Origin of the sequence: Limibacillus halophilus (assembly GCF_014191775.1) — a bacterium.
Taxonomy (GTDB): Bacteria; Pseudomonadota; Alphaproteobacteria; order Kiloniellales; family CECT-8803; genus Limibacillus; species Limibacillus halophilus.
In genome coordinates, this window is record NZ_JACHXA010000002.1 from 328211 (window position 1) to 353715 (window position 25505).

Genomic DNA, 25505 nt, shown 5'->3' on the forward strand with positions numbered 1-25505 from the left:
GCGTCGCATTTAATATATTAACTAGTCTGAACAACAGGGGCTGGGAAGCTATGCGTGTTCTATTGGTAGAGGATGATTCGGCGACAGCCCGTAGCATCGAGATGATGTTGCGCTCAGAGGGCTATGTTTGCGATTCAACCGACCTAGGCGAAGACGGCTTCGAAATCGCCAAACTCTATGATTACGATGTCATCATTCTGGATCTCATGCTTCCGGACATGGACGGCTACGACGTTCTGCGCCGGTTGCGTGATTCGAAGATCGGTACGCCTATTTTGGTCCTATCGGGTCTTTCGGGCTTGGATGACAAGGTCAAGTGCTTGGGGTTCGGTGCCGATGATTATTTAACCAAGCCGTTCCACAAGCTTGAGTTGATTGCACGCTTGCAGGCCATTGTACGCCGCACCCGGGGACACCCTGATTCGGTAATCAAGACCGGTAAGCTGGATGTCCATCTGGAACAGAAGGTAGCCGAAGTGAGCGGTCGTTCGTTACGCCTGACTGGAAAGGAGTACGCAATCCTTGAATTGCTCTCCCTCCGCAAGGGAACGACGCTGACCAAGGAGAATTTCCTTAATCATCTCTACGGCGGCATGGACGAGCCGGATCTCAAGATTATTGACGTCTTTGTCTGCAAGCTACGCAAGAAGCTCAGCGAAGCGACTGGCGGCGACAACTACATTGAGACGGTCTGGGGGCGCGGCTACCGGTTGCGCGATCCTGAACCGGACGCAGCAGCCCAGCAGACGAAAAAGGCTGTCAACGCCTGATTTATCGCCGATTTTGGCCGCTTGCTCGAGACCTGGACCGAGCTGGCGCCAATAGGACGATGTAGCAGGAAATCGCGCTCTCTTCGGGGAGCGCTTTTTTTTGACGCAGGCACACCTAAAAGCGGGAGTTGCGAAAGCTTCGCAATCGTGGCTAGTTAAGGAAACGGTATACGCAAGCATCATTCCTGCGGACATTCCGCACCCCGGCAAGGACACCGATAGCGCTTTGGCTTCAATCGATGCACAGCAATCAAGCTCTCGTCCCCGGCGTGGCTGGCTGCACCTGACCGTCCACGGCAGGGGCGGACGTTGGCTGATTCTTACTGCCGGGCTGATTGCGCTGCTGTTTTTGATCCCGACATTCAGCATCCTTCGGTCGGTTTTAGAGCCTGCCGGCGATGTTTGGCATCACCTCGCTTCCACGGTGTTGACTACCTACCTTCTCAACAGCCTGTGGCTCGTGCTTGGCGTGGGATGCGGAACCCTGTTGATGGGCGTTTCCACGGCTTGGCTCGTCACACTCTGCCGATTTCCCGGCCGAAAGATTTTCGAATGGGCACTGGTTCTGCCGATGGCCGTCCCGGCATATGTCATGGCCTACACCTATACGGACTTCCTGCAATACTCCGGCCCGGTCCAGGAAACCCTGAGGGAATTCACGGGCTGGACCGCCAGGGACTATTGGTTTCCACAGGTCCGCTCCCTGGGGGGTGCCATCGCGATGTTGTCATTGGTCCTGTATCCATACGTTTACATCATGGCGAGAAGCGCATTCATGGAGCAGTCGGTTTGCGCTCTGGAGGTCAGCCGCACTTTGGGGTGCGGTCCCTGGAGCAGCTTCAGGCGCGTGGCGCTACCATTGGCGCGCCCGGCGATTGTCGGCGGCCTTGCCCTGGCGCTGATGGAGACCCTGGCCGACTTCGGCACCGTCGCCTTTTTTGGCGTCCAGACCTTTACGACCGGCGTCGTGCGCGCCTGGTTTTCTTTGGGCGACAGAACCGCAGCGGCACAGCTTTCGGCGGTGCTTTTGGGGTTGGTGTTCATGATCCTGCTGCTGGAGCAGACCAGCCGCGGCAAGCGGCGATACCACCAAGCCACGACGCGTTATCAAGAACTTCCGGGATATCGTCTGAAGGGCTGGCGCCGCGTCGCTGCCTTTACCGCCTGCTTCCTGCCGCTGTTTTTGGGCTTCCTGCTCCCTGCCGTCATACTCATAAAAATGAGCGTCGAAGCAGGCGACCAGCAGTTTGGCCCACGGTTCTTCGAGCTCGTCGGCAATTCCTTCACCCTGGCCGGTCTGACCGCGCTGCTTGCCGTCGGATTGGCGCTGCTGATGGCTTATGCCGTACGCTTGGCGCCGACAGCGGTTACCCGCGCTGCGGCTCGACTTGCCAGCCTGGGCTATGCCATTCCCGGAACCATCATCGCCGTCGGCGTCCTCATCCCCTTTGCACGCTTTGACAATTGGCTGGACGCTCTCTTGACCCGCTATTTCGGGTTCGGCAGTGGTCTCCTGTTGACCGGAACCCTCGCTGCGCTGGTATTTGCCTATCTTGTGCGCTTCATGGCGGTATCCATGAACAGCGTAGAGGCCAGTTTGCTAAAAGTCCGGCCCAGCATGGACGATGCGGCCCGCAGCCTAGGCGAAGGACCGCTAGGCACGCTGCGCCGCATCCATGCTCCTATCATACGAGGGGGGCTGCTCAGCGCGGCCTTGGTCGTATTTGTCGATGTCATGAAGGAGTTGCCGGCCACTCTGGTCATGCGGCCTTTCAATTTCGACACGCTTGCGGTCCAGGCCTATAATCTCGCATCCGACGAGCGTCTTACCGAAGCCTCGACGTCGGCCTTGACCATTGTCGCCGTTGGAACGCTGCCGGTTATCTTGTTGACCCGCGCCATAGCGCGCTCTCGCCCCGGACACAATGGCGCCTAACCGGGCTATCGGTTCTTCTTGAACGAAAAAACCCCGCTCCTGGCATCAGAAGCGGGGTTAGTCATGGGATCCGGAAGATCAGACTTTCAACACGGATCCGACAGGCAATACCTATTTCCACCCTGCGCGGTCGAAGATCATCTGCGCAAGCGGCTGATTCTTGCCGAGGACCGACACGTTGACGGTATCGATCTTGAACGACCCTAGTGCGGTTACCGCCGCATTGGCGGCGACGCCCTCGACAACCGGATACTCGTTGTTTCCGTCAGCGAAGTACTGCTGAGCGCTGTCGCTTGCCAGATACTCCAGGAATTTGATCGCAGCTTCCTTATGCGGCGCATGCTTTGCAACCCCCGCCCCGGATACGTTGACGTGGGTGCCACGACCGTCCTGATTGGGGAAAATCACACCGAGTGCCGCACCGACCTCCTGATCCTCGCTTTTATCAGAACGCAACAAGCGTACGAGGTAATAGCTATTGGCGACCGCGATTCCACACTCGCCCGAGGCCGCAGCACGGAGCTGGTCTGTGTCGCCGCCCTGTGGGTCGCGGGCAAAATTAGCGACGACGCCTTTGGCCCAGGCTTCAGCCTTTTCTTCACCGTCAGCCGCAATGATCGAACCAAGCAGCGACAGATTGTAAATGTTCGAACTGGAGCGAATGCAGACCAGACCCTTCCATTTGGGATCAGCCAGGTCCTCGTAGCTATCCAAGCCCGTGGGATCTACGAGCTTCTTGTTGTAGACAATGAGGCGCGCGCGCGAGGAAAACCCGAACCACAGACCGTCAGGATGGCGTAGGTTGGCCGGGATCTTCTGGTCCAACAACGTGCTTTCGGCCGATTGGAACAGCCCCGCTTCCTCCGCGCGCCATAGGCGCCCAGCGTCCACGGTCATGACAACATCAGCCGGGCTATTGGCGCCTTCGCTTTTCATCCGCTCGATCAGCGCATCGCCATCGGCCTCAATCCGATTGACCTTGATGCCCGTTGCCGCCGTGAATTCCGCATAGAGCGCCTCATCGGTCTGGTAGTGGCGGGAACTATAAAGGTTTACGACCTGCTCCTCGGAAGCCCTGGCCTCGCTCACACCCAAGGTCCAACCCGCGAGGATCGAACCGGCGGCAACTGCCAAAGCGGCCACGGCGCCGGTTGTTGCGCGCCGCACCTTGGATCGGTGGAGATTCCTCAAAAATCTATCGTTCGATCCGAGACTATAAAAGCGAGAATAGGTCATGCTGTCCTTCCTTGATGTCGACGACGGTCTTTTGCCGCGGTCAGGCAAATTGTTGCGAATGATTATCATCCGCCGCTGATGTTTTATGCGAATGATTATCATTCGTCAAGCGAATCAGGAACGAGAGGCCCGTTACGCTACGAGCGATTCGCGCGAATGTGATAGGAAATTGGAAAAACGCCGACAGGGCCCGATCAGGGCTGCGAAAACACGTCCTTGCCGACATCGAGCGAAAAGACGACACAGCCCTCTTCCTGATCATCCACCGAAACATCGGCGCCGCATTCCGCGGCAAGAAGACGACAAAACACGCTTTGGATATTGCGGGTCGTGAGTTCCGAGTCCGGCAGGTCCCGGTTCAAACCTTCACGCGCTTCCGGTCGGACCCTGGCGCCTTCACCAATTGCCAGGATCGCGACCTGATGGCGACTCTCGGCGGCCAGAACCTCCACGGTCAGTGAGCCGCCACGCGGCAAACTTTCCTCAGCTACGACCAACAGGTTGAGCAGGAGCTTGGTTGAATTGGAGGACATCGGGTCGTTGTAGGTCTCGTCCGACCAGTTCAAACTGATGCGGTGCCCCTTGAAGTAGTTCTCCACATGGCTTTTCAGGTCTGTGCCACCCGGGCCCGCACGCTCAACAGCGGTCCCATAGGCCAGACGAAAAAACTGCAAAATTCGGGCTGCCGAATCGGCACTATCGATGGCCAGTTGCGCCGCCTCTTCCATAAGGTCTGGCGAAGCGCCACCAAGCATTTCCAATCCGTTGTTGCATGCCCCTATCGGATTGACCAATTCATGGCATAACCGCGCACAAAGCAATTCGGCAACCCGTAAGGATGCAATCATTTCTTAGCTTTCCCCCTCTCCAAACTCAGACGTAAACATACCGCCCGGCAACCGCTTGTCGCTTCGCAAGCCGCTGCTGTCGCATGAGGGCATGTTATAGCGCCGTCTCCTAATTATAGACTAACAGGAGCTGACGCCATGCCCAGGATATTTTGAGATGGATTTGACACCCGGCAGCCTTGTCACACACCCGGAGCAACCGGATTGGGGTATTGGGCAAGTGCAATCAGTCATAGGCAGCCGGGTAACGGTGAATTTCGAGAATGCGGGTAAATTGTTGATAGATTGCCAGCAAGTGACATTGATCCTTGTGGACCCGGAAGATTTCTAATCCGACAACGGGGCTGCTACCCTACGCACGAGTTAAAGAAGAGAAGAAAACCCATGGATGACGCGACACTTGGAGGCGGTATCGACCGCAGCATTCCCCCGGCCTCGGGACGCAGGCGCTCGCCGGCGTTCACGAAGGGACGCCAGCTTGATGATAAAGCCTTGCGGGACGTGCAGGCCCTGCTTGATGGGGAAGCCTTGCGCCGGGACCGACTGATTGAGTATCTGCATCTGATTCAGGATTCCTATGGCAGCCTTTCAGCCGGTCATCTGCAGGCGCTCGGCCAGGCCATGGGAATACCGATGGCGGAGGTGTACGAAGTCGCATCGTTCTACGCCCACTTCGATATCGTCCTGGACGGCGAAGAAGCGCCACCCCCTATCACGGTTCGTGTATGCGACAGCATTACCTGCGAGATGATGGGCGCAAAGGCGCTCCTTCAGGAACTGCTTGAGATTCTTGGTCCTGGGGTCCGTGTGCTGCCGGCCCCTTGCATGGGGCGTTGCGCCTGTGCGCCGACAGCGGAAGTCGGGCACCGCCATATCGACGCAGCGACAACAGAGACCATCGTCGCGGCGGTCGCGACCAAGGACACCCACCCGGTGATCGCAGACTACAAGGAGCTAGCCGCCTACCAAGCTGAGGGCGGCTACGATCTGCTGCGCGCCTGCCTTAAAGGCGAGCGCAGTGCCGACGAGATTATTACAATTCTGAGCGATTCCAATTTGCGCGGCCTGGGGGGCGCCGGCTTCCCGGCGGGTCGCAAGTGGTCGATCGTACGCGATCAACCTGGCCCGCGTTTGATGACCATCAATGGTGATGAAGGTGAGCCAGGCACTTTTAAGGACCGCGTTTATCTGGAACAGGATCCGCACCGTTTCCTGGAAGGCACCTTGATAGCCGCCTGGGCCGTAGGGTGCGAGAAGGCTTACATTTACATGCGCGATGAGTATCCAGGCGCCATTACCATCCTCAAACGCGAGATTGCCAAGCTGGAAGCCGAGGGCCTGAGCGTCCATTGCCCTCTGGAAATTCGGCGCGGCGCAGGTGCCTACATCTGCGGCGAAGAATCCGCGATGATTGAGTCTATAGAAGGAAAGCGCGGACTACCCCGCCACCGCCCCCCTTATATCGCCCAGGTTGGCCTTTTCGACCGCCCGACCCTCAACCACAATGTGGAAACGGTGTACTGGGTGCGCGAGATCGTCGAAAAGGGTGCCGATTGGTTCTCCGGCCAAGGCCGCCATGGCAGGAAGGGTTTGCGCTCGTTCTCGGTATCGGGCCGCGTCGCAGAACCCGGGGTTAAGCTGGCCCCCGCCGGGATCACCATCAAAGAGTTGATCGACGAGTACTGCGGCGGCATGGCCGACGGACATAGCTTTAAGGCCTATCTGCCGGGTGGTGCATCCGGCGGTATTCTTCCGGCCAGTATGTCCGATATCCCACTCGATTTCGGAACCTTGGAAGAGCACGGTTGCTTCATCGGCTCCGCGGCCGTCGTTGTCCTTTCTGACAAGGATTCAATTCGCGACGCCGTGCTCAACCTCATGCGGTTCTTCAAGGAGGAATCCTGCGGCCAATGCACGCCCTGCCGTGTTGGAACGGAAAAGGCTGTCGCCTTGATGGAGGAAACGGTCTGGGACAAGCCGCTGCTTGAAGATCTGAACCGAGCGATGCGCGACGCATCGATCTGTGGGCTGGGACAGGCAGCGCCGAACCCACTCGCCTGCGCCCTGAAATATTTCCCCGAGGAGGTCTGAGATCATGGCCGACCAATCAATCACGTTCTTAATGAATGGCGCCGAGGTCACGGCTTCGCCCGACGAAACCATCTGGCAGGTTGCCCAACGCCAGGGTGAGGAAATTCCTCATCTCTGCTACGCCCCCGAGCCCGGATATCGCGCCGATGGCAACTGCCGGGCCTGCATGGTTGAAATCGACGGCGAGCGCGTTTTGGCGGCCTCCTGCATCCGCAAGCCTGCGCCCGGCATGAAGGTTATGACCGCCAGCGAACGCGCAAAGTCGGCCCGCAAGGCCGTTTTCGAATTGTTGCTGGCCGACCAACCCGTCCGTGAAGAAGCCCACGACCCTGACAGCAAGTTCTGGAATTGGGTCGACAAGATCGACCTCGACACCAGCCGTTATCCCTCTCGGGAAAAGCTGGCGACGGATCGCAGCCATACCGCGATGACGGTTAATCTGGATGCCTGTATCCACTGCAATCTTTGTGTACGTGCCTGCCGGGAAGTACAGGTTAACGACGTGATCGGAATGGCTTATCGCGGCGCTGAGGCGAAGATCGTCTTTGATTTCGACGACCCCATGGGCGATTCGACCTGTGTTGCCTGCGGCGAGTGCGTACAGGCCTGTCCGACCGGCGCCCTGATGGAATCCAGCTTGCTGAACGACGCAGGCGTTCGCGACGTCTTCGCCGATCACACCGTCGATACCCTTTGCCCTTATTGTGGTGTCGGCTGCCAGACCACGGTCCATGTGAAGGATGACAAGATCGTCCAAATCGACGGCCGCGACGGCCCCGCGAACGAGCAGCGTCTTTGCGTAAAGGGCCGCTTCGGGTTCGATTATATTTACCATCCGCACCGGCTTACCAAACCGATGATTCGCCGCGATGACGCGCCCAAGATTTGGGATGCACCGCTTGATGCCGCCAACCCCTGGACTCACTTCCGGGAAGCCACATGGGAGGAAGCATTGGACCATGCCGCGGCGGGATTGAAAAAGGTTCATGATGCGCGCGGACCCAAGGGCATCGCCGGTTTCGGCTCGGCAAAGGGATCGAACGAAGAGGCCTACCTCTTCCAAAAACTGATCCGCCAGGGTTTTGGAACGAACAACGTCGATCACTGCACGCGTCTCTGCCATGCCTCGTCGGTTGCCGCCTTGATGGAAGGCATCGGTTCCGGCGCGGTCACAGCGCCTTTCGCCGCCGCCGCAGATGCTGAATGCATCATCGTGATTGGCGCCCGCCCAGCACAGAATCATCCGGTTGCAGCCACTTATCTGAAGCAGGCGGCCAAGCGCGGCGCGAAGCTGATCGTCATGGATCCCCGCAAGCAGAACCTGTCGCGCTACGCAACGCACATGCTCCAGTTCAAGCCGGGAACCGACGTGGCCCTGCTCAATGCAATGCTGCACGTCATTGTTACGGAAGAGCTCTATGACCAGCAGTACGTTCAGGCCCATACCGAGGGCTTCGAAGAGCTTAAGCGGAGCGTGCTGCAGTTTGACCCGGACAAGATGGAAGAGGTTTGCGGCATCCCCGCCAATATGATCCGCGAGGTCGCGCGAACTTATGCACGGTCAGAGAGCTCGCTTATTTTCTGGGGCATGGGCGTATCCCAACACACCCACGGCACCGACAATGCGCGTTGCCTGATCGCCTTGGCTCTGACGACCGGCCAGATCGGTCGTCCAGGGACTGGCCTGCATCCGCTGCGCGGACAGAACAACGTTCAAGGCGCTTCCGATGCGGGGCTTATTCCCTTGGTCTACCCGGACTACAAGTCCGTTGCAGACGCCGAGGTCCGCAAACTCTATGAGGAGTTTTGGGGGCGCGAACTGGACCCGAACAAAGGTCTGACCGTCGTCGAGATCATCGATGCCATCCATGATGATGAAATCGCGGCCATGTATATCATGGGCGAAAACCCCGCCATGTCCGACCCGGACCAACAGCACGCAAGACAAGCTCTTGCGAAACTTGAGCATCTTGTGGTCCAGGACATCTTCCTTACCGAAACCGCCTGGTACGCGGATGTCGTCCTGCCTGCCTCCGCTCATGCGGAGAAGCAGGGAACCTTCACGAACACCAATCGGCAGATTCAAATGGCACGCCCGGCTGTCCCTTTGCCGGGAGAGACACGACAGGATTGGTGGATCACCGCCGAGATCGGCAAACGCATAGGACTGGATTGGTCTTACGGCGGCCCGGCCGATATCTTCGCCGAGATGAAGAAGATTATGCATTCTCTCGACAACATCACCTGGGAACGATTGGAGCGCGAGGACTGCGTAACCTACCCCTGCGACGCCGAGGATAAGCCGGGCAACGAAATTATCTTCGGCGACGGCTTCCCGACCGCCAACGGGCGCGGCAAGCTGGTCGCCGCACAGGTCTTGCCGCCGGACGAGTTACCCGACGAGACCTATCCTTGGGTCCTTACGACAGGGCGACTGTTGGAGCATTGGCATACCGGCGCCATGACCCGCCGGGCGAGCAAACTCAACAACCTGGAGCCGGAGGCGATTGCTGCCGTCAACCCCAGGGAAATTGCCCGCATCGGCCTTCAGCCGGGCGACCGTGTGAAGGTGGCCACGCGGCGTGGCGAGATTGAGTTGATCCTGCGTACTGATCGGGATGTGCCAGACGGGATGGTATTTATCCCCTTCTGCTTCACCGAAGCGGCGGCTAACATTCTGACAAACCCGCAGCTTGATCCGTACGGTAAAATCCCCGAGTTCAAGTTCTGCGCCGCCAGAGTTGAACCCGCGAGGCAAAGCGTTGCTGCACAATAGAATTTCGACCCGGGACGTTCACCACAGGGGGCTTCGTCATCTGACGGGGCCCCTTTTTGCTTTTATTCTGTTGTTACCTTGGTCTGTGCAGGGCCAGACACTTTCGCCGGCGACCGAGGGGCTTTTTGTCGCAGCCGCGGAAAACAACGCCGAGCTTGCCGACTTTGCCATCGAGAATGGTGCTGAGATAGAAGCCGAGGACGCGAGCGGCCGGAGGCCGATTCATATCGCTGCAACACAAGGTGCAGCCGATGTGATTCGCGTACTGGCAGCGGCGGGCGCCGATCTTGAGGCCTTGGACCGCGATTTCGGGAGGGCCCCTCTGCATCTGGCCTCGCAGAGAGGAAACAAACGCGCGGTCGTTGCGCTTTTGAATGCCGGCGCCAACCTGCATATTCGAGACCGGCGGAACGACAACACACCCCTCATCGATGCTGCTTTTGATCCGCTTTCGCTGGCCATCATTCCAGAGCTCTTGGCCCGCGGCGCTGATCTGGAGGCGAAGGCCAGCGACGGCACGACGGCAATCCTGGCCGCTGCTTCTCGTGGAAATGTTCCGGCGTTCGATATACTGGTCGAGGCTGGAGCGAACCTATCCGTGCGACGCAAGGATGGTTACAGCGCCGTGCATCTGGCCGCCCTGGCCAACAATACGGCCTTGCTCGAGCGGATGGCGGCGAAGGGTTTAGATCTGGATGCCACGGCGGCCGATGGAGCTTCGCCTTTGGGCGAAGCAGCCTATTGGGGCGCAACATCGGCTGTGGCGACTCTTTTGATCCTGGGCGCCGACCCCAACCTTCTGGCCCGTGAGGGGCGCCCGGCTTTATTGGAAGCGGCGCGTGCAAGGCAGCTGGAGGCCCTGGAACTGCTGCTGCAGGCAAATGCTGATCCCAACCTAGCGGATGGTAGCACCGGCAACACGGCGCTCATGCTAGCCGCGAATGTTGGCGCGATAGATATTGTTCAACGTTTGCTTGCCAGCGGCGCAAAAATTGACACCGAAGCCAAGGACGGCTGGACGGCTATCGAGGCCGCCGAGATGATTGGGGCAGACGATATCGTCGCCTTGTTGGAGGAATCCCGCTAGTGCTCAACAACGCGTCGAGGGTTTGAAACTATCTGCGGACGTTCTCGGTCGTGTAAACATTGCCGCTGCTAAGCTGCAGCGAGTCCAATACGAAGGCTGAGCCGATAGCCAGCAGTATCGCTACGGTCGTACCTGCAATAAATGCTTTCACGTCAATTCCCCCTCGGGTTGCGCATTGTGTTATAGATATGCCGCGAAAAGAAAAAATCCACAAGGATTACGGGGGGCTCGGGATGAACAACACAGGATTGCCCAGAACCGGCTTGCCACTGTGCCAGATAGCGCATTCTGGCGAAGTGTGACGTCCAATGTTCACGATTGATTGGGACCATCGTCCAAGCGCTTTTTTGCGTTGTCTCGCCTGCGGCGAGCGAAATTCAATGCCCTTTTTTGTCCGACTGATCAGCCCGCAATATGGCACGATCCGTGATTACCACCATTGCACGACCTGTAACTCCATTGCGGTGATTTCAGACATTCCAGGCAATAAATCCCCCCAACAAAACAGCGCTGCCGCCGGGACTGTAACGGCCGAGACTTTGAGCCCAAGCGCATTGCTTGGGCAGCGACACATGATCGAACTCGGCACAAACTTTACTGTGCAAACCTTTGCCTCCACCCAAGTTTGCAGGCCACCGCCAAAACGTTTGCTCGATATCGGATGCGGCCTTGGAATTGGCCTGGACTATGCAAGCCATGCCTTCTCCTGCGAAGTCGTAGGAATTGATCCTGGGTTGCTGGCCCTGCGCAGCGCCGAGGCTTTGGGGTTTCCATTGATCCGCGGCTATTTCCCGCATGTGGACGCAGGTCTCGGTGCGCCCTTCGATTGCATCGAGGGCTGGGAGGTAATCGAGCACATCGACGCGCCCATGGATTTCCTGGAGGCTGCAAGAGAGAGCCTGATAGAAGGAGGCCTACTGGCCCTAAGCACGCCCAACGCAGACACGATCAATCGAGATACTGCTCCGTCGGTCCTTCTCAGCGCGCTGTCACCCGGCGAGCACCGGATCGTCTTCAGTCCGCGTGGACTATCCGCGCTCTTGACCCGCGCAGGCTTCCCGGCCACGTGCCTATTGCAGGACAAGCGTGGCCATTTCTTTACCTTATCGCTGCGCGATGCGTCAGAGCCGCCATCGTTGCGGCCACCAGAAGACAGCCTGCTGACCTATTGCCGGGAGCGAAGCGTGGAGATGGCGCACGATGCGCATTTCTCGGCCGGGTTCCTGACAAAATTGACCGTTGCCTATTTGGCGGGCGGCGACTGGCCGGACTTGCGGAAGACGCTGGCTGGAGCAGATCAGATGCTCAAAGCACATTGGGGGATTGATCTGGAGGATCGACCCGGGATCAGGGCCCGCTTGGCAAGAACAGAGGGCGACCGTTACCTGACAAACGTGCCGCTGCCCCTACCCCTTCTGCTGTTTGCACAGGGTCGGTTATTGCAAGCGACGGATAGCGATCAAAAAGCCGCCCGGGACTACATGAGCCTAGCCTCCCTTTGGGGGCAGCAGGTCGTGGAAGCCTTGGAGCAAGTCGGCAACAGCGATCAGATTTTGCTCAACATCACTCAAAGAGCTACTGCTATTGCGGTTGCGTAACCTCTTTTAGGTACTGCACGAGAAGATTGAGCTCCTCGGGGCTGTTAAGTCTTTGCAACGGCATCTTGCTGCCAGGTGTCACAACCTGAGGGCCATCCGCGAAAAGCTGTGTGATGGTCTCTTCATTCCAGACAATGCTGCTGTTTTCGAGCGCAGGCGAGTAGTTGTAACCCTCGACCGTACCTGCTTTACGGCCAAAGACTTTGTACAGCGTCGGGCCTGCGCGTTTGCCCCCGTCCGGTCCAAGGGTGTGGCATATAGCACATTTACCGAACTGCTTTGCGCCGGGGTGCTCCGGAAGCGGCAAGCGGTCGGCATCAGCCTCACGTGTTGGCTCTTCCCCCACTTCGCCGCCGCTATAGAGGTCCCACTCGCGCAAGCTGCCGTCAGATCCGACTGAGAACAGGTAGGCGCCATCCGGGCCAAATGCGAGATCCCAGATCGGACCATCATGCCCGGCCAGCAAGAGCGTTTCTCCGCCTTTCGCTAAATCCCAGATGCGGATCAATCCATCGACGCTGGCGGTTGCTGCCTGACGGCCGGAAGGGGAAACAGCCAGCGCGAAAACCGGCCCTTCGTGAGCATGGTAGTTTTCCAATTCCGCGCCGGTTTCCAAATTCCAAATGCGCAGCGTTTCGTCTCCGCTAGCCGATATGCCGCGCAGACCATCCGGCAGGAAGGCCACGACATTCACACCAACCTCATGCCCTTCGAACGTTTCGATCAGTGCGCCTGTCTCACTATCCCATAACCTGACTCTGGCATCGTAGCTACCGGAAAGGATATGACGGCCATCGTCGGAGAAGACGACACTGTTGACGTTGTTTTTATTGCCTTCGATCACCAACGGATCGGCGGTGCCCGATACCGCCCACACCCGCAAACTGCGATCCCACCCGGCGGAGGCAAAACGCTCACCATCCGGAGAAACGGCCAGATCGGCGATCTTGCCTTCGTGCCCCTCATAACGGCGCAGTTCCTCGCCACTCACCAAGTCCCAGAGTCTGATGATACCGTCATCACCCGCCGTCAATGCCGTCCGATTGCCGGGAAGGAAAGCCACCGCGTTGACCGCGCCGTCGTGATCATCAAACCGCTTGATCGGCTTTTGGGTTTTACGATCCCAAAGAATAGCGCTGTAGTCGAAACCACCAGTCAACACCCGCTTGCCGTCCTCGGACACTGCCACAGACCGAACGTAGCCAGCATGCTCAAGATAAGCGGCTTTTGATTCTTGAACGGCCAGTTCAGGTGTTGTCAGGAGGAAAACCGCAAGGACAGACGCAAGAAACAGGCTGGGTCTCAAGGTGTGGATCATTGGTTTGACTGCTCTTGCTTCTTAGCTACCGGGCTGACGTTCCCCGGGCTTTCGTGCCCTCATAATTCAGTTCTGCTTCTGTACAAGGAACAGGAGGCGCAATCAGCCACGTGCTAAAGCCACGGTAGATTTGTCGATCCACTGCCTGTGCCATGAGTAACCACCTGCTTGGTTGCGATTGTCCCTCGTTGCCCCCCGGATTCTCCTTATGCCCCTATCGAACAAGCTTACCTTCGGGCAGGCTTGTTGAGCGGTGCGCCACTTTCGGTGCTGTTGGCCGCACCGGCAATGACTGGCGGTAGACGCTGCTCATTGCCGGAATTTCGATATGACGGCACCAATTCGCCGCTGGCTTTATCGATAGCCAGCGTATTGACTTGGAAAGCGTCATTGAAGTTGCCACCGCTATTCATGACGGTCACCAACCAAACGGCCTTTCCATCGAGCTCGCCCTCGTTGATGCGCAGAACATCGACTTCATAATTTTGCGCGACCTGTTGGCGGACCTGATCCGCAGATACCTGTGCCCGGACCGGCGTTACGGCTGCCACGAAAGCAACAGCCGCCACACCGGCAAGTAAGACATGACGCATCTTCGGCGTTCCTCTTCTACAAAGTGGCCGTTCTATTCACTCGGCCGGTTGTGCATGAGCATCTGAGCTGGCTTTCTGCTGCTGCTCTTCTACCCACAGGTTATGGTGCTCCCTCGCCCAGTTGATATCGACCTTACCGCTGCCCATCGCATCGAAGGCGCCCTGCATACCGATCGTGCCAATATAAATGTGGGCCAAAATTACAGCGATGATGAACAGCGCCACAACCGAGTGCCAAAGCTGCGAAAGCTGCATCTCCTGCATGGCGGTCAAATTGGTCGGCAAATCGAACCCAACCATGTTGATGACGGCAAAAGTCTTGCCCCATGGCGAAATCTCGAACGGGAACATCAAGGCGACGCCTGACACGCTCAGGGTCAATCCGGTCAGCACCACAAGCCAGAAAATAATCTTCTGCCCTGCGTTGAACTTGCGAGCCGGCGGGTGGCTGTGCTTCGAGAAGAAACCGCCGCCCTTGGCCAACCAGACCAGATCATGCCGGTTCGGGATATTATGCCCGATCCAGAGCAGGAACATCATTGCCACGCCCAACATAAAGGGGAACGCAAGGAAGTTATGGGCGTACTTGCCGGCAATGGTCAGCGCCGAAAACACATCCGGTCCAAGCGCCGGCAGAATCACATAACGCCCATAGAGGACGTTTAGTCCGGTGATGGCTAGGATGATGAATGAAACCGCTGTCATCCAATGCGTGAAGCGCTCTATTCCGTTGAAGCGCTCGATAAGTTGACCCGACTCTCCCGATTGAATTTTGACGCGACCGCGCAACAGAAAGAACAATGCCAGGAATCCGATGATCCCTATGAGGCCCCATATGCCATAGGTCGAAAGAGGGCCGTTTCTGAAGTTGCGCCAGTTCTCGCCGTTTGCCTGGATCAAGACGCCCGCTTGTTCGTTGGGGATAGAGACGTTTCCCTGCACGCCCCGGCGAACGGCACGCCAAAGCTCCGCGTCACTCGATGACCCCAAGACATCGCCAGGCACATTGCCCCCGACCGGCTTTTCAACCAATTCAGGGCTACTGGCTATGCCGCTGGTAGGTGGATTCACATCCGATTGCGCGCGTGTCGGTCCCGCAGCCAGCAGCAAAATCATCGACAATAGAAAAAACAGGCCGAGCGCAAAGATGCGCATCGACGCGAATTGCTTGTATTGGGCAACGAAGGTCATGGCTTTGTTATCCCTCGATCCTTGGCGTTCCGGGTAGTTCTTCATTCAAAGCACCCGTTACAGCCAGCTTCATCGATCATTGAATTCGGAGCGCAGCTCCGCCATTAAAGTTTCGCTTCAGTCAGAGCGCGCCCTGCTGGCGTTGGCGAATTCTCAACTCTTCCATCTGCTCCGCCGTCAGAGGCGCGTCCATCTTGCCCTGGTACTCGCCAGGTTTAAGGAGGAGCACGCGGTCCTGCTCTTCTTCTCGGCAGGCCCCCAACAGGCCGCCCACAAGCATCAAACTGAGGGCAAGCAGTATTCTGTTTGCTTTAAACATGCGATTTCGTCTCCCAAAGACCCGCAAGTGCGAGGCCAAACAGGGGGTGGCGAATACACGCCACCCCCCGCTAGCTCTAGCCCTATCCCGGCTCCACGGCCCCATTGCTGAGGCCGCGAAACCAAGTAGGAAAGCGCCTAGGAGCCGGCCTTCTGTTGATAGGCCGTGCCCCAGCCCCAAGCACCCGATCCAAAACCGCGCGCGACAACACGCTCGCGATAGATGTCGGATACCAGGTCGCCGTCGCCCGCGAGGAGTGCTTTTGTGGAGCACATCTCCGCGCAAAGCGGCAGCTTGCCTTCGGCAAGACGATTACGACCGTACTTCTGGAATTCGGCCTGGGAGTTATCCTCCTCAGGACCGCCGGAGCAGAAGGTACACTTATCCATCTTGCCTCGGCTTCCGAAGTTGCCCGCCTGGGGATACTGCGGCGCGCCAAAAGGACAGGCGTAGAAGCAGTAACCACAGCCGATGCAAAGGTCTTTGGAGTGCAGAACGACGCCCTCATCGGACTGATAGAAGCAGTCCACCGGACAAACTGCCATGCAGGGTGCGTCTGAGCAGTGCATGCAGGCCACCGATATGGAGCGCTCGCCGGGCTTACCATCATTGATGGTGACCACCCGCCGACGGTTAACGCCCCAAGGGACCTCGTGCTCGTTCTTGCACGCGGTGACGCAGGCGTTGCACTCGATACAGCGCTCAGCGTCGCAAAGGAACTTCATACGTGCCATCGATTAGGTCTCCTTAAGCTGGCTCGATCCGACAGAGGGTGGCCTTGGTCTCCTGCATATTGGTGACCGAGTCATACCCGTAAGTCTGTGCGGCGTTGCTGGCCTCACCCAACACATAGGGATCCGCCCCTGCGGGATACTTGTCCCTGAGGGATTCACCCTGCCAATGCCCACCGAAGTGGAAGGGCATGAAGGCTGTATTGAGACCGACACGATCCGTGACGAGGGCCTTGATCAGCAGCTTGCCGCCTTCAGGACCATGGAGCCAAACCATCGCACCGTCCCGGATACCCAGGTTATTGGCGTCGACGGGGTTGATCTCCACGAACATGTCCTGCTGGAGTTCTGCCAACCACGGATTGGAGCGAGTTTCCTCACCACCACCCTCGTATTCGACCAATCGACCCGATGTCAGGATCATCGGGAAATCTTTGGAGAAATCCTGATCCTGGATCGATTTGTAAAGGATCGGCAGGCGATACATCCTGCGGTCCTCATAGGTCGGATAGTCAGCCACAAGATCACGACGCGATGTGTAGAGTGGTTCGCGGTGTGTCGGTACCGGATCCGGGAAGTTCCACACGATCGTTCGCGCTTTGGCATTACCGTATGGCGCGCAGCCATGCTTGATCGCCACGCGCTGGATACCGCCGGAAAGGTCGGTCTTCCAGTTCGTGTCGTCACCGGCCACCGCCTCGATCGCCGAGACTTCATCAGCGGTCAAGTCGCCATCCCAGCCAAGCTTCTTCAGCATGGCCATGGTGAATTCGGGATAGCCGTCCTTGATTTCCGATCCCACGGGATACGAACCCTCGGCCAGCAGATTGACGCCATCGCGTTCCACGCCGAAACGGGCACGGAAGCAAAGGCCGCCTTCAGCAACCGGCTTGGAGGTGTCGTAAAGCACCGGTGTGCCCGGATGCCCCATTTCTGGCGTACCCCAGCACGGCCATGGCAAGCCATAGAAGTCACCATCGGCAGGTCCACCCCTGGCTTGCAGGCTGGTCTTATCGAAGGTGTGTTGGTTGGCCATGTGCATTTTCAGCCGCTCAGGCGACTGGCCAGTGTAGCCGACCGTCCACATACCGCGATTGAACTCACGGGTGAGGTCTTCGACCAACGGCTCGTCATCGTTGACTTGGATGTTCTTGAACATCTCGTCAGCGAGGCCGAGCTTCTTAGCCAGCTTGTACATGATCGTCTGGTCGGGAAGCGATTCGAACAGAGGCTCCACGATTTTGTCACGCCACTGTAGAGCACGATTGGTGGCCGTGACCGAACCGTAAGTCTCGAACTGCGTGGCCGCCGGAAGCAAATAGACGCCATCCGTACGTTCATGCATGACCGCCGTCATGGTCGGATAAGGATCGACCACCACCAACATGTCGAGCTTGCTCATCGCCCGGCGCATGTCCGGCATACGAGTCTGCGAGTTCGGCGCGTGGCCCCAGAAGATCATGGCCTTCAGCGTATCAGGCTGCTCGATGTTCTCCTTAGCTTCGAGTGCCAAATCGAACCAACGTGACACTGGAACGCCGGAGGCTTCCATAAGATCCTTGGAGGCAAACTTGGCCGACAACCAGTCGAAATCGACCTCCCACACCCGTGCCCAGTGCTTCCAGGACCCGGCTGCTAGGCCGTAGTATCCCGGCAGGGTGTTGCAAAGAACACCAAGGTCGGTGGCTCCCTGCACGTTGTCGTGGCCGCGGAAGATGTTGGCGCCACCACCACTGGTGCCGATCGTTCCCATGGCTAGACCCAACACGCAGTAAGCGCGTGTGTTGTTGTTGCCATTGGAGTGCTGGGTACCACCCATGCACCAGACGATCGGGAACGGCCGGTTGTTCGCCAGCGTCCGTGCGACGCGCTTCAACTGCGAACCGGGAACGCCGGTCACTCTTTCGGTTTCCTCTGGGGTCCACTTCGCGACTTCGGCACGGATTTCATCCATACCGTAAACACGCTGGCGGATGAACTCCTTGTCTTCCCAACCATTCTGGAAGACGTGCCAGAGAATACCCCAAATCAAAGCCACGTCCGTACCTGGACGGAAACGGACGAACTCATCTGCGTGCGCTGCAGTACGCGTGAAGCGTGGATCGCAGACGATCAAGGGGGCGTTATTTTGCTCCTTGGTCTTCAAAATGTGCTGCAACGCGACCGGGTGCGCCTCGGCAGGATTGCTGCCGATGAAGAAGATCGCACGCGAATTGTGCATGTCGTTAACACTGTTCGACATGGCGCCGTAGCCCCAGGTGTTTGCGACACCGGCCACCGTCGTCGAGTGGCAGATACGCGCCTGGTGATCGACGTTGTTCGTTCCAGCAAAGGCGGCGAGTTTACGGAACAGGTAGGCCTGTTCGTTGCTGTGCTTCGCCGATCCGAGCCAATAGACCGAGTCCGGCCCGCTGGAGCCCCAAATATCCAGAATCTTGCCGCCGATCTCGTCGATCGCCTGATCCCAGGACTGCCGTTCCCACTTGCCATCGACAAGTTTGACCGGATATTTCAGGCGCCGCTCGCCGTGAGCGTGCTCGCGCACTGAAGCGCCTTTTGCGCAATGGGCACCCAGGTTAAAGGGGCTGTCCCAACCGGGCTCCTGCCCGATCCAGACACCGCCTTTGACTTCAGCGATCACAGAGCAGCCCACAGAGCAGTGGGTGCAAACCGATTTCACCAGCTTGATTTCACCGGAGCCTGCTTCCGCAGCCTCGGCTTTCTTTACCATCCCGAACGACATGGACGAGGCCGCGGCGATACCACCGACGGTCAGCCCCGATCGCTTCAGGAAGGTACGACGGTCAATGGCACTGCCGACGGTCGCCGCCAACGCCTTTGACAAACGGGGGCCAGTCGCAACCCCATTCGTCTTTCTTGTGAGCATCGTCCTCTCCTAAAGAGTCTGGTTGTTCTAATTCTTAAAAGCGGGCCAATTCGTAAAACTTCTTTACGTGGTCCGTTTCACGATAACCGACCGAAGATGCACTTCGCGTCTCCGGAACGGCGGCCGTCGCGCCCTTCGTAAGGCTAGCTGCTGCAACACCGGCTACGCCGGCACCAAGCCCCGCCTTGCGAAAGAAATCGCGGCGATCCATCGCCTTTTCGTCTTTCTTGGTCATACGCTCACCTTTCTAAATTGGTGAACCAAGGGCGAGTTGTGGTTCAGTCTCAACGCTCGGGCACGCCCATTTCCCGAAAGGTTCTTCGCAATTCCTCAATCCGAGGCCGCCATGGGTCCGGCTTCAAGCCGCCATCGCAAACGCCTCGCTCTCGATCTCCATGAATATCTGTCCAATCTTGCCCACCGGCATATAGAAGGAAGCCGCACGGGCTGCCTGCAGGTCCTGGAAGAACCGCGGCGCCCAACAACCGATATGCCGATCAAAAAACGCCCTCTGCTCGTCGAGCGGGAGGGGCTCCCCAAAAGCGCCACCGATCAAACCGGCCATCATCTCGCAAAGCGCTGCTATATGATCCTCTGGCTCATGCACGCCCTTGACGCGCGCAACACCCAACCGTCCCATGTCTTCACGCAGATTGGCGAGCGGCTTCTCATTCAAGAAGCCCGTGAGGTAATAGGAACCGTAGGGGGTCAGTTCACCGTGTCCGATCCCTATGAAAAGGTCGAAGTACTCTCGTTCCAGCATTTTGGGGTTGCAGTTCCGTGCAGCCGACGCCAGGACCGAAATCGCCTGGCCTAATTCGCTGTCGTCGCCCTTCAGTCCAGCGACCATCTCCAGCGTTTCGGAATCCGGCGCACTGGCAAGCATTCGTCCGAGCAACACATAGAGGTTAGCTCGCAACTCATCCTCTTCCGCTATGTCGATAGCCGACGATGGCTCCGTCAAATGAAGCACCTCCCCTATAAGCATCGTGATTTGCGATCTTTCGTCGCTTTGGCCTTTCAACCGATTTAACGCCTGAAGAAATCTGTGGGTTAAGTCCGGTCAATGGCAGATTTAATTAGACGGTCATGGTGCGAACGATGTCAAACGAAAGCGTTGCTGCACCCGCGAAAGTCCTTAGGAATTTTAGGCTTTTAGCATTGCCCCTTTAACCCAAGCCCCATCGCCGGGAGTGCGCCGTTCCTGGCTTGTTTCCCGCCTTTACTTCGGCTTTAGGCGATTGAACCGGAACACTCATAGGCTCGCCAACTTGTGATGCCGTCAGCACGGCCTTGGGTTCTTTTGTCGCAGGGCCGGAGTCTTCATGAACGTCGCCGTCAACCTCGGCTGCAGTCAAATCTTCCGCGCTGGTGGATTCTTCGTCGCCGGAGTCCATCGGTTGCTGCTCGGTTTCCCCCTGCCCCTCATCTTCGCTGGCGGGATCCGCAGCGGCCATCTCTGCCTCGGCCTTCCGCTGCTTAGCCAGATTTTCGAGCGCCAGATCCTCGTCGGATATCATCCCGATGCCAACTTTGTAGATGGTCCGTATTGACTTACCGACCATCGCGGCATCGGTGTAGTCTTCACCGTACTCGATCAAACCATCAAGGTTCGCCAGAGTTGGGTGACTGCGCCACAAGCGCTGCAAAGCACGGCCTTTCAGTTCCTCAGGTACACCGTCCTTCAGGAAAGGTGTGTAGTCCGCTTCGTAATCCAGGGTGTCCGGGTCGGGAAGATTGTTCACATACTCTTCCAGCTCCAATCGCCGCGCTTCCTCCTCCTCCGGGGTTAGCAATGGCGTTTCAGGCGCAGGCGCGGCCTCCTGATCAACGGAACCAGATTGCCCCTCGGACTGTTTGCGCCGGGACCAGCGTTGTAGAAAACCGTTTTCGCTATCCTTGCTCATATGGCGACCCTGGTTCCCCTATTATCAATTGATCGTTTCTGGCCCCTTCTTACCAAATCCCAGTTTGTCGACTTCATAACGCTTTCGCTTGCGCTTATGAAACTCTTCCTCGACATGGAACTCGGAAATGAAGGTCTCCACAAACGCGATGACGGAATCAGGCATCGGTACGCCTTCAACAATGTCGTCTCCCGCATCCAGGAAATCTTGTGCTTCGTACGGACTCGCCGTCACAAAGAAAGGATAGACCTCGTTCGGCGTCGTCGGATCTTCTCGGCGGCGCAGCACTACAAACACGCGCGGTGGATGCTGCGAGAGATTCACCTTATAGGCTTCCGTCTCTTTACGAAACAACCCCATGTGCAGCGTACCGGCCAAATACTGAGTCCAACCATCGCCGTGGCCCATTTCCTTCCAGTGCCCGCGCGGATTCTGTTCAGCGGCGCCTGCCACCACGGCCACGGGTTTCCAGGCGTGGTCGATCCAGGGGTTATCTACCTTACGTTTCTCGACAACTATTCCCAGTGGAAGGCGTTCGTCATTCTGCTTCATTCCCGACCGTGTCCCTACCCTAGCTGTGAATCCATCTTTTTGCGGATCGTTTTTTCTTACGAACTAGATGTAAGCCCCTCATCGTTGCTTGCAAAGTGCCTTCCTGATCCGGCGGCGCCACCAACGACCCTCCGCTCTCAAGCGCAATTCGCCCTCTCGACCCGTCGTGAAAATAAGCTTTTGATCTCGGCAAAGCCTTTCCAACCAGCCAATGATGATGAAGGAAAGTAACGCAGATGTTACGACATCCGACAAGAAATGCGCACCCAACACCATCCGCGCAGCCGCCACGTATCCCGCGAGGATTAGCAACGCACGACGCCCGCTGGGCCAAAAAGCCGCCAACGCTAGGGCCGCACAAAAAGCCGTCTGGCTGTGCCCCGACGGAAAGGAATGAAAATCGGGCAGAACGTTGAACGGCTCAAACCCGTAAAACCCTTCCGTCGTCAAGAGTTTCGGCCGTGCCCGTCCGGCGGTGATTTTGATCAGATTGACCAGCAAACCTGGGATGGCAACCGCCAAGAACAGATACGCGCCTGCAGTCGATAACCAACGAAGTAGGCGGCGCGAAGACGTCTTCCTTTGCCGAAGAGAAGCGGCCCCTGCCGCCAACGCCACCAGGGCGCCCGGCCACAGGTACCAGTCCGACTTCCCAAGGCCGTTGACTATGCTAAACCCTGCGCGCAGCCACTCCGGCCTATTGGAGAGCCACTTGGCTAGAGGAGCGTCCAGGAAGGCCATAGATACAAGAATCATAAAAACCGCGACTAAAAGCCACAGCCAAGGCATCTGCCGCCCGCCCGCCACCCGGAAGCCTTTTTGCATTGCGAGCCAATTCATTGCCGAATCCTGTAGAACGTGAGCGTAACTTGCTGCCCACGGGAATAGTTGATGCCCGACAAGCTCGTGAGCGCGTCGACGTTAACGCCATTTTCTGACAGCGCCGCCATGAAGGATGCCTCGGCGCGGCTCTCCACCACAGCGATACCGCATTTCGGTGATTCGATCAGATAGGCCGCCGCGGCCTCGGCGCTGCCCAGCAGCGTGTTCGTCCCAACGAGTATTGCCAGGCTCGGCTCCGTGTAGCCCGCCGCCGCGAGGCGAGAGTCCGGGCAGGGTCGCAAGGACTCGACAGCCCGCGCAATCTGCGGAGATAGCCAGAGCGCGGACATCCTGGGCAGCATTCCCTGATAGGCGCCAAGATAGAAAAGAAACCCCGCCGCCAATAAAATACCCACGCGGCGCTCCGGTCGGGTACGTAGTTTTGCTTGGTCCGTGAATGGCCCGCAACTCAGAATCCCGGCCACCGCTACGGCAGCTGCGGCCATTAGGGACCAACCGTTGAAGCCGCCGCCGCCGGCGATCGGCGGCACGACAATGACCGCCGCAATCAGCAACAAACTTAAAACCGCTTGGAGAATCCACCCAACCTTCACGGCCGGCCGCCATCGTGTTTTTTCCGGTGCGGCTATGGTTCCTCTGAGATAGCCGGCTAACAACAAGAATATCGCTGGGTACAGGGGCAGGGTGTAATGCGGCAGCTTTGTCATCACCAGTTCGAACACGACCCAACTAGGCAAAAGCCATGCGAGGCAAAATCGAACGGCGGGATCGCTGCGCCTTTGCCAAGCGGCAAGAAGGCCGACAAGTGCCAGAAATCCGAACGGCCAAGCTGCAATCCAAAAGCTGAGCAGGTAATACCCGGGCGGCGCTCCGTGGGATTCCTGTCCTTGAAACAGCTTTGCCAGCAGGTCGCCGCCCAACGATTCTTCCAGAAAGGCGCCGCCGCTTTGTAGGGAGACCGCCAACAGCCAAGGGAGCACGATAACCGATGCGAGCAGCCCTCCAATCAATGGACGCAAAGCCAGCATCCATCGCCAGCGACGCTCCCAAAACCCCAGGGTGACGAGGGTCAATCCACAAATCAGCGGCGCTATCGGGCCCTTTACAAGAAGAGCGACACCCATGGCCAGCCAAAACAGCAGTGCATTTCCATAGCCAATGCCGGCTCCACTTCTGGCAGCCAGGTAAAGCCGTGCAAGCGATCCCTGGGCCAGAACGACACAAGCCAACAGGACCGCATCCGTTTTAGCCAGCCGCGCCTCCACCCCCAGCAACAGGCAACCAAGCAGCAAGAGCGCGGCCAAAAACCCGGCACGAGCACCGAACAGACCGGCTGCTGCCCAGGCTGTCAGCAATACTGCCACGACAGCACCTGTAAGGGACACCAATCGGAACACCCAAATAGGCGCATCCGCGCCACCGCCGTGAACCTGAGCAACGGCGACTTGTAACCAGTAGATACCAACCGGTTTTTTGTAGCGGGACTCCTCTTGAAAGCGGATATCGACGTAATCACCGCTTTCCATCATCTGACGCGATGCCTGCACGAAACGGGCCTCATCGCGATCGATGGGCGGCAGATCGAAAAGCCCGGGTAGGAAAACAGCCAATGCGAACATGGCCAGCAGCAGGTACGACCTGGCATTCAGTCGATGGTCACGAAGTTCCGAGTTCGTCTGAACTTGCTCCACGAACGCTTAAGGCTCCCGACCCTGGAGAGATTTCGACTGCCGCTTTTCACGCCAGATGAAGTAGATGTTCCGGCTGTAGATGAACAATCCGGTGGCTTGTCCGGCAATGAACACCGGATCGGCGCGATGTATTGCGTATGCCAGCAACGTCAGGCCTCCGCCCAGCGAAAAGTACCAGAATATCTCCGGTACGATCGAGCGGCGCGCCCGTTCAGAATGCAGCCACTGAAAGACGAAACGCATCATGAAAAGCGCCTGCCCGGCGAAGCCAATGAGGACCCAGCCAAGCTCTACCGCCGTCAAGTCGTTCCACCATTCTGCGAAGCCGGAAAGCAACGATTAAGGCTCCCTTGATGTTTCTATCAGGCGTCTTTGCCGTCCGACAGTCGCTCTATCTTCGGATTTCGAGAACGCTGCAGCAACCAGAGAACACCCAACAGATCTCGCATTCCGCGAAAGGCGCGGCCAAGGTTGGTAACTTTTGATGCCCCGTGCAAGCGAGGGCGGTCGCCAACCCAGCAATAGAGCGTCGACCACCCTTGAGCATTCATAAGGGCGCCCATGTAACGATGTTGACCGTCGAAGAAGGGCAGCGCGAGGAATGCGTCCCTGCGCACAAGTTTCAAACCGCAACCGGTATCGGGGCAACCGTCCTTCAGCAACAGCCGCCGAACGCCGTTTCCGATACGTGAACCGAAGCGCTTCCAAAGACTATCCCGGCGATTGCGGCGAAGCCCGGCCACCATCCCAATAGCCTTTTCGGACCCGCCCTCTTCCAATGCCTGGAATAGCAAGGCCGCGTCCCGGGGGTCATTCTGGCCATCACCATCCATGAGGAGCAGCCAAGGCGTGTCGGCCGCCTTTGCGCCCGTCAAAACGCCTCGACTCTTTCCGCAGCACCGCTCGTGCCGCAAACAGGTCAACCCATCGAAACGCTGCATCAAGGCCTGAAGCCTCGCCGAACTGCCATCGGTGGAACCGTCATCTACGAGAAGGATACCCTTGAAGCCAGGATTGCCAGTCAGGACTGCGTGAATCTCTTCCACAACCGGAGCAAGGTTATCGATCTCATTGTAGAGTGAAATAACGACCGAAAAATCAGGCTCCTTGGACGTTCCTGGCATGGGTCCG

At 57.9% G+C, this 25505-nt stretch carries 24 protein-coding genes; 7 read left to right on the forward strand and 17 right to left on the reverse strand.

Annotated features, from left to right (window positions below; translation table 11 throughout):
• The first annotated feature begins 50 nt into the window (after positions 1-50).
• Both ctrA and FHR98_RS04670 read left to right on the forward strand, forming a co-directional pair.
• Positions 51-770, forward strand: a complete 720-nt coding sequence (gene ctrA / locus FHR98_RS04665; protein ID WP_183415471.1) for a response regulator transcription factor CtrA — start codon at positions 51-53, stop codon at positions 768-770.
• 100 nt (positions 771-870) lie between these two features.
• Positions 871-2706 carry an ABC transporter permease gene (locus tag FHR98_RS04670; protein ID WP_246377449.1) on the forward strand — a complete coding sequence of 612 codons (1836 nt, stop codon included), beginning with the start codon at positions 871-873 and terminating at the stop codon, positions 2704-2706.
• A gap of 111 nt (positions 2707-2817) precedes the next feature.
• Here FHR98_RS04670 and FHR98_RS04675 read toward each other — a convergent pair whose 3' ends face one another.
• Positions 2818-3942 carry a Fe(3+) ABC transporter substrate-binding protein gene (locus FHR98_RS04675; protein WP_183415472.1) on the reverse strand — a complete coding sequence of 375 codons (1125 nt, stop codon included), beginning with the start codon at positions 3940-3942 and terminating at the stop codon, positions 2818-2820.
• A gap of 194 nt (positions 3943-4136) precedes the next feature.
• The gene (locus tag FHR98_RS04680) at positions 4137-4790 is read right to left on the reverse strand and encodes a histidine phosphotransferase family protein (protein WP_183415473.1); all 654 of its coding nucleotides are present in this window, start codon (positions 4788-4790) and stop codon (positions 4137-4139) included.
• A gap of 157 nt (positions 4791-4947) precedes the next feature.
• Here FHR98_RS04680 and FHR98_RS04685 point away from each other — a divergent pair, with 157 nt between their 5' ends.
• The 4 genes from FHR98_RS04685 (at position 4948) to FHR98_RS04700 (ending at position 10744) form a co-directional block, all read left to right on the forward strand.
• Positions 4948-5121 (forward strand): DUF3553 domain-containing protein, encoded by a 174-nt coding sequence (locus FHR98_RS04685; protein WP_183415474.1) that lies wholly within the window; start codon positions 4948-4950, stop codon positions 5119-5121.
• Between the two features lie 53 nt (positions 5122-5174).
• A complete protein-coding gene (locus FHR98_RS04690; protein ID WP_183415475.1) occupies positions 5175-6881 on the forward strand; it encodes an NADH-ubiquinone oxidoreductase-F iron-sulfur binding region domain-containing protein in 1707 nt (568 codons plus the stop codon).
• A gap of 4 nt (positions 6882-6885) precedes the next feature.
• A complete protein-coding gene (fdhF, locus tag FHR98_RS04695) occupies positions 6886-9657 on the forward strand; it encodes a formate dehydrogenase subunit alpha (protein WP_183415476.1) in 2772 nt (923 codons plus the stop codon).
• Between the two features lie 85 nt (positions 9658-9742).
• Positions 9743-10744: an ankyrin repeat domain-containing protein gene (locus tag FHR98_RS04700; RefSeq protein WP_183415477.1), complete on the forward strand. Its 1002-nt coding sequence runs from the start codon at positions 9743-9745 to the stop codon at positions 10742-10744.
• Positions 10745-10772: 28 nt separating this feature from the next.
• Here the strand turns inward: FHR98_RS04700 and FHR98_RS16725 are convergent, their stop codons facing one another.
• Complete coding sequence (locus FHR98_RS16725; RefSeq protein WP_281369915.1) at positions 10773-10895, reverse strand: hypothetical protein; 123 nt, start codon at positions 10893-10895, stop codon at positions 10773-10775.
• A 229-nt stretch (positions 10896-11124) separates the two neighbouring features.
• On the opposite strand from FHR98_RS16725, the gene FHR98_RS04705 reads away from it, so the two are divergent.
• Positions 11125-12342, forward strand: coding sequence for a class I SAM-dependent methyltransferase (locus FHR98_RS04705; RefSeq protein ID WP_183415478.1), 1218 nt, complete (start codon positions 11125-11127; stop codon positions 12340-12342).
• Here the strand turns inward: FHR98_RS04705 and FHR98_RS04710 are convergent.
• The 14 genes from FHR98_RS04710 to FHR98_RS04775 all read right to left on the reverse strand — a co-directional run bounded on the left by FHR98_RS04710 (position 12326) and on the right by FHR98_RS04775 (position 25498).
• On the reverse strand, positions 12326-13660 hold the full coding sequence (locus FHR98_RS04710) for a c-type cytochrome (protein WP_183415479.1): 1335 nt from the start codon (positions 13658-13660) through the stop codon (positions 12326-12328). The genes FHR98_RS04705 and FHR98_RS04710 overlap by 17 nt on opposite strands.
• A gap of 227 nt (positions 13661-13887) precedes the next feature.
• The gene (locus FHR98_RS04715; RefSeq protein ID WP_183415480.1) at positions 13888-14253 is read right to left on the reverse strand and encodes a PepSY domain-containing protein; all 366 of its coding nucleotides are present in this window, start codon (positions 14251-14253) and stop codon (positions 13888-13890) included.
• 36 nt (positions 14254-14289) lie between these two features.
• On the reverse strand, positions 14290-15489 hold the full coding sequence (locus FHR98_RS04720) for a formate dehydrogenase subunit gamma (protein WP_246377452.1): 1200 nt from the start codon (positions 15487-15489) through the stop codon (positions 14290-14292).
• 76 nt (positions 15490-15565) lie between these two features.
• Positions 15566-15763 carry a hypothetical protein gene (locus tag FHR98_RS04725; RefSeq protein ID WP_183415481.1) on the reverse strand — a complete coding sequence of 66 codons (198 nt, stop codon included), beginning with the start codon at positions 15761-15763 and terminating at the stop codon, positions 15566-15568.
• Between the two features lie 137 nt (positions 15764-15900).
• Complete coding sequence (gene fdh3B, locus FHR98_RS04730; RefSeq protein ID WP_183415482.1) at positions 15901-16497, reverse strand: formate dehydrogenase FDH3 subunit beta; 597 nt, start codon at positions 16495-16497, stop codon at positions 15901-15903.
• Positions 16498-16510: 13 nt separating this feature from the next.
• Positions 16511-19381 carry a formate dehydrogenase subunit alpha gene (locus tag FHR98_RS04735; RefSeq protein WP_183415483.1) on the reverse strand — a complete coding sequence of 957 codons (2871 nt, stop codon included), beginning with the start codon at positions 19379-19381 and terminating at the stop codon, positions 16511-16513.
• 34 nt (positions 19382-19415) lie between these two features.
• Positions 19416-19616 (reverse strand): formate dehydrogenase, encoded by a 201-nt coding sequence (locus tag FHR98_RS04740; RefSeq protein WP_183415484.1) that lies wholly within the window; start codon positions 19614-19616, stop codon positions 19416-19418.
• A 123-nt stretch (positions 19617-19739) separates the two neighbouring features.
• Entirely contained in the window at positions 19740-20345 is a 606-nt protein-coding gene (locus FHR98_RS04745; protein WP_246377454.1) for a TorD/DmsD family molecular chaperone, read from the reverse strand.
• Positions 20346-20550: 205 nt separating this feature from the next.
• Positions 20551-21288, reverse strand: a complete 738-nt coding sequence (locus FHR98_RS04750) for a DUF3306 domain-containing protein (RefSeq protein WP_183415486.1) — start codon at positions 21286-21288, stop codon at positions 20551-20553.
• Between the two features lie 24 nt (positions 21289-21312).
• Entirely contained in the window at positions 21313-21840 is a 528-nt protein-coding gene (locus FHR98_RS04755) for a DUF3305 domain-containing protein (protein ID WP_183415487.1), read from the reverse strand.
• 78 nt (positions 21841-21918) lie between these two features.
• The gene (locus FHR98_RS04760) at positions 21919-22680 is read right to left on the reverse strand and encodes a phosphatase PAP2 family protein (RefSeq protein ID WP_183415488.1); all 762 of its coding nucleotides are present in this window, start codon (positions 22678-22680) and stop codon (positions 21919-21921) included.
• A complete protein-coding gene (locus tag FHR98_RS04765; RefSeq protein ID WP_183415489.1) occupies positions 22677-24374 on the reverse strand; it encodes an ArnT family glycosyltransferase in 1698 nt (565 codons plus the stop codon). The genes FHR98_RS04760 and FHR98_RS04765 overlap by 4 nt, the downstream gene beginning before the upstream one ends.
• A gap of 6 nt (positions 24375-24380) precedes the next feature.
• Positions 24381-24710 carry a lipid-A-disaccharide synthase N-terminal domain-containing protein gene (locus FHR98_RS04770; protein WP_246377456.1) on the reverse strand — a complete coding sequence of 110 codons (330 nt, stop codon included), beginning with the start codon at positions 24708-24710 and terminating at the stop codon, positions 24381-24383.
• A 26-nt stretch (positions 24711-24736) separates the two neighbouring features.
• Positions 24737-25498 carry a glycosyltransferase family 2 protein gene (locus FHR98_RS04775; RefSeq protein ID WP_183415490.1) on the reverse strand — a complete coding sequence of 254 codons (762 nt, stop codon included), beginning with the start codon at positions 25496-25498 and terminating at the stop codon, positions 24737-24739.
• Positions 25499-25505 lie beyond the last annotated feature (7 nt).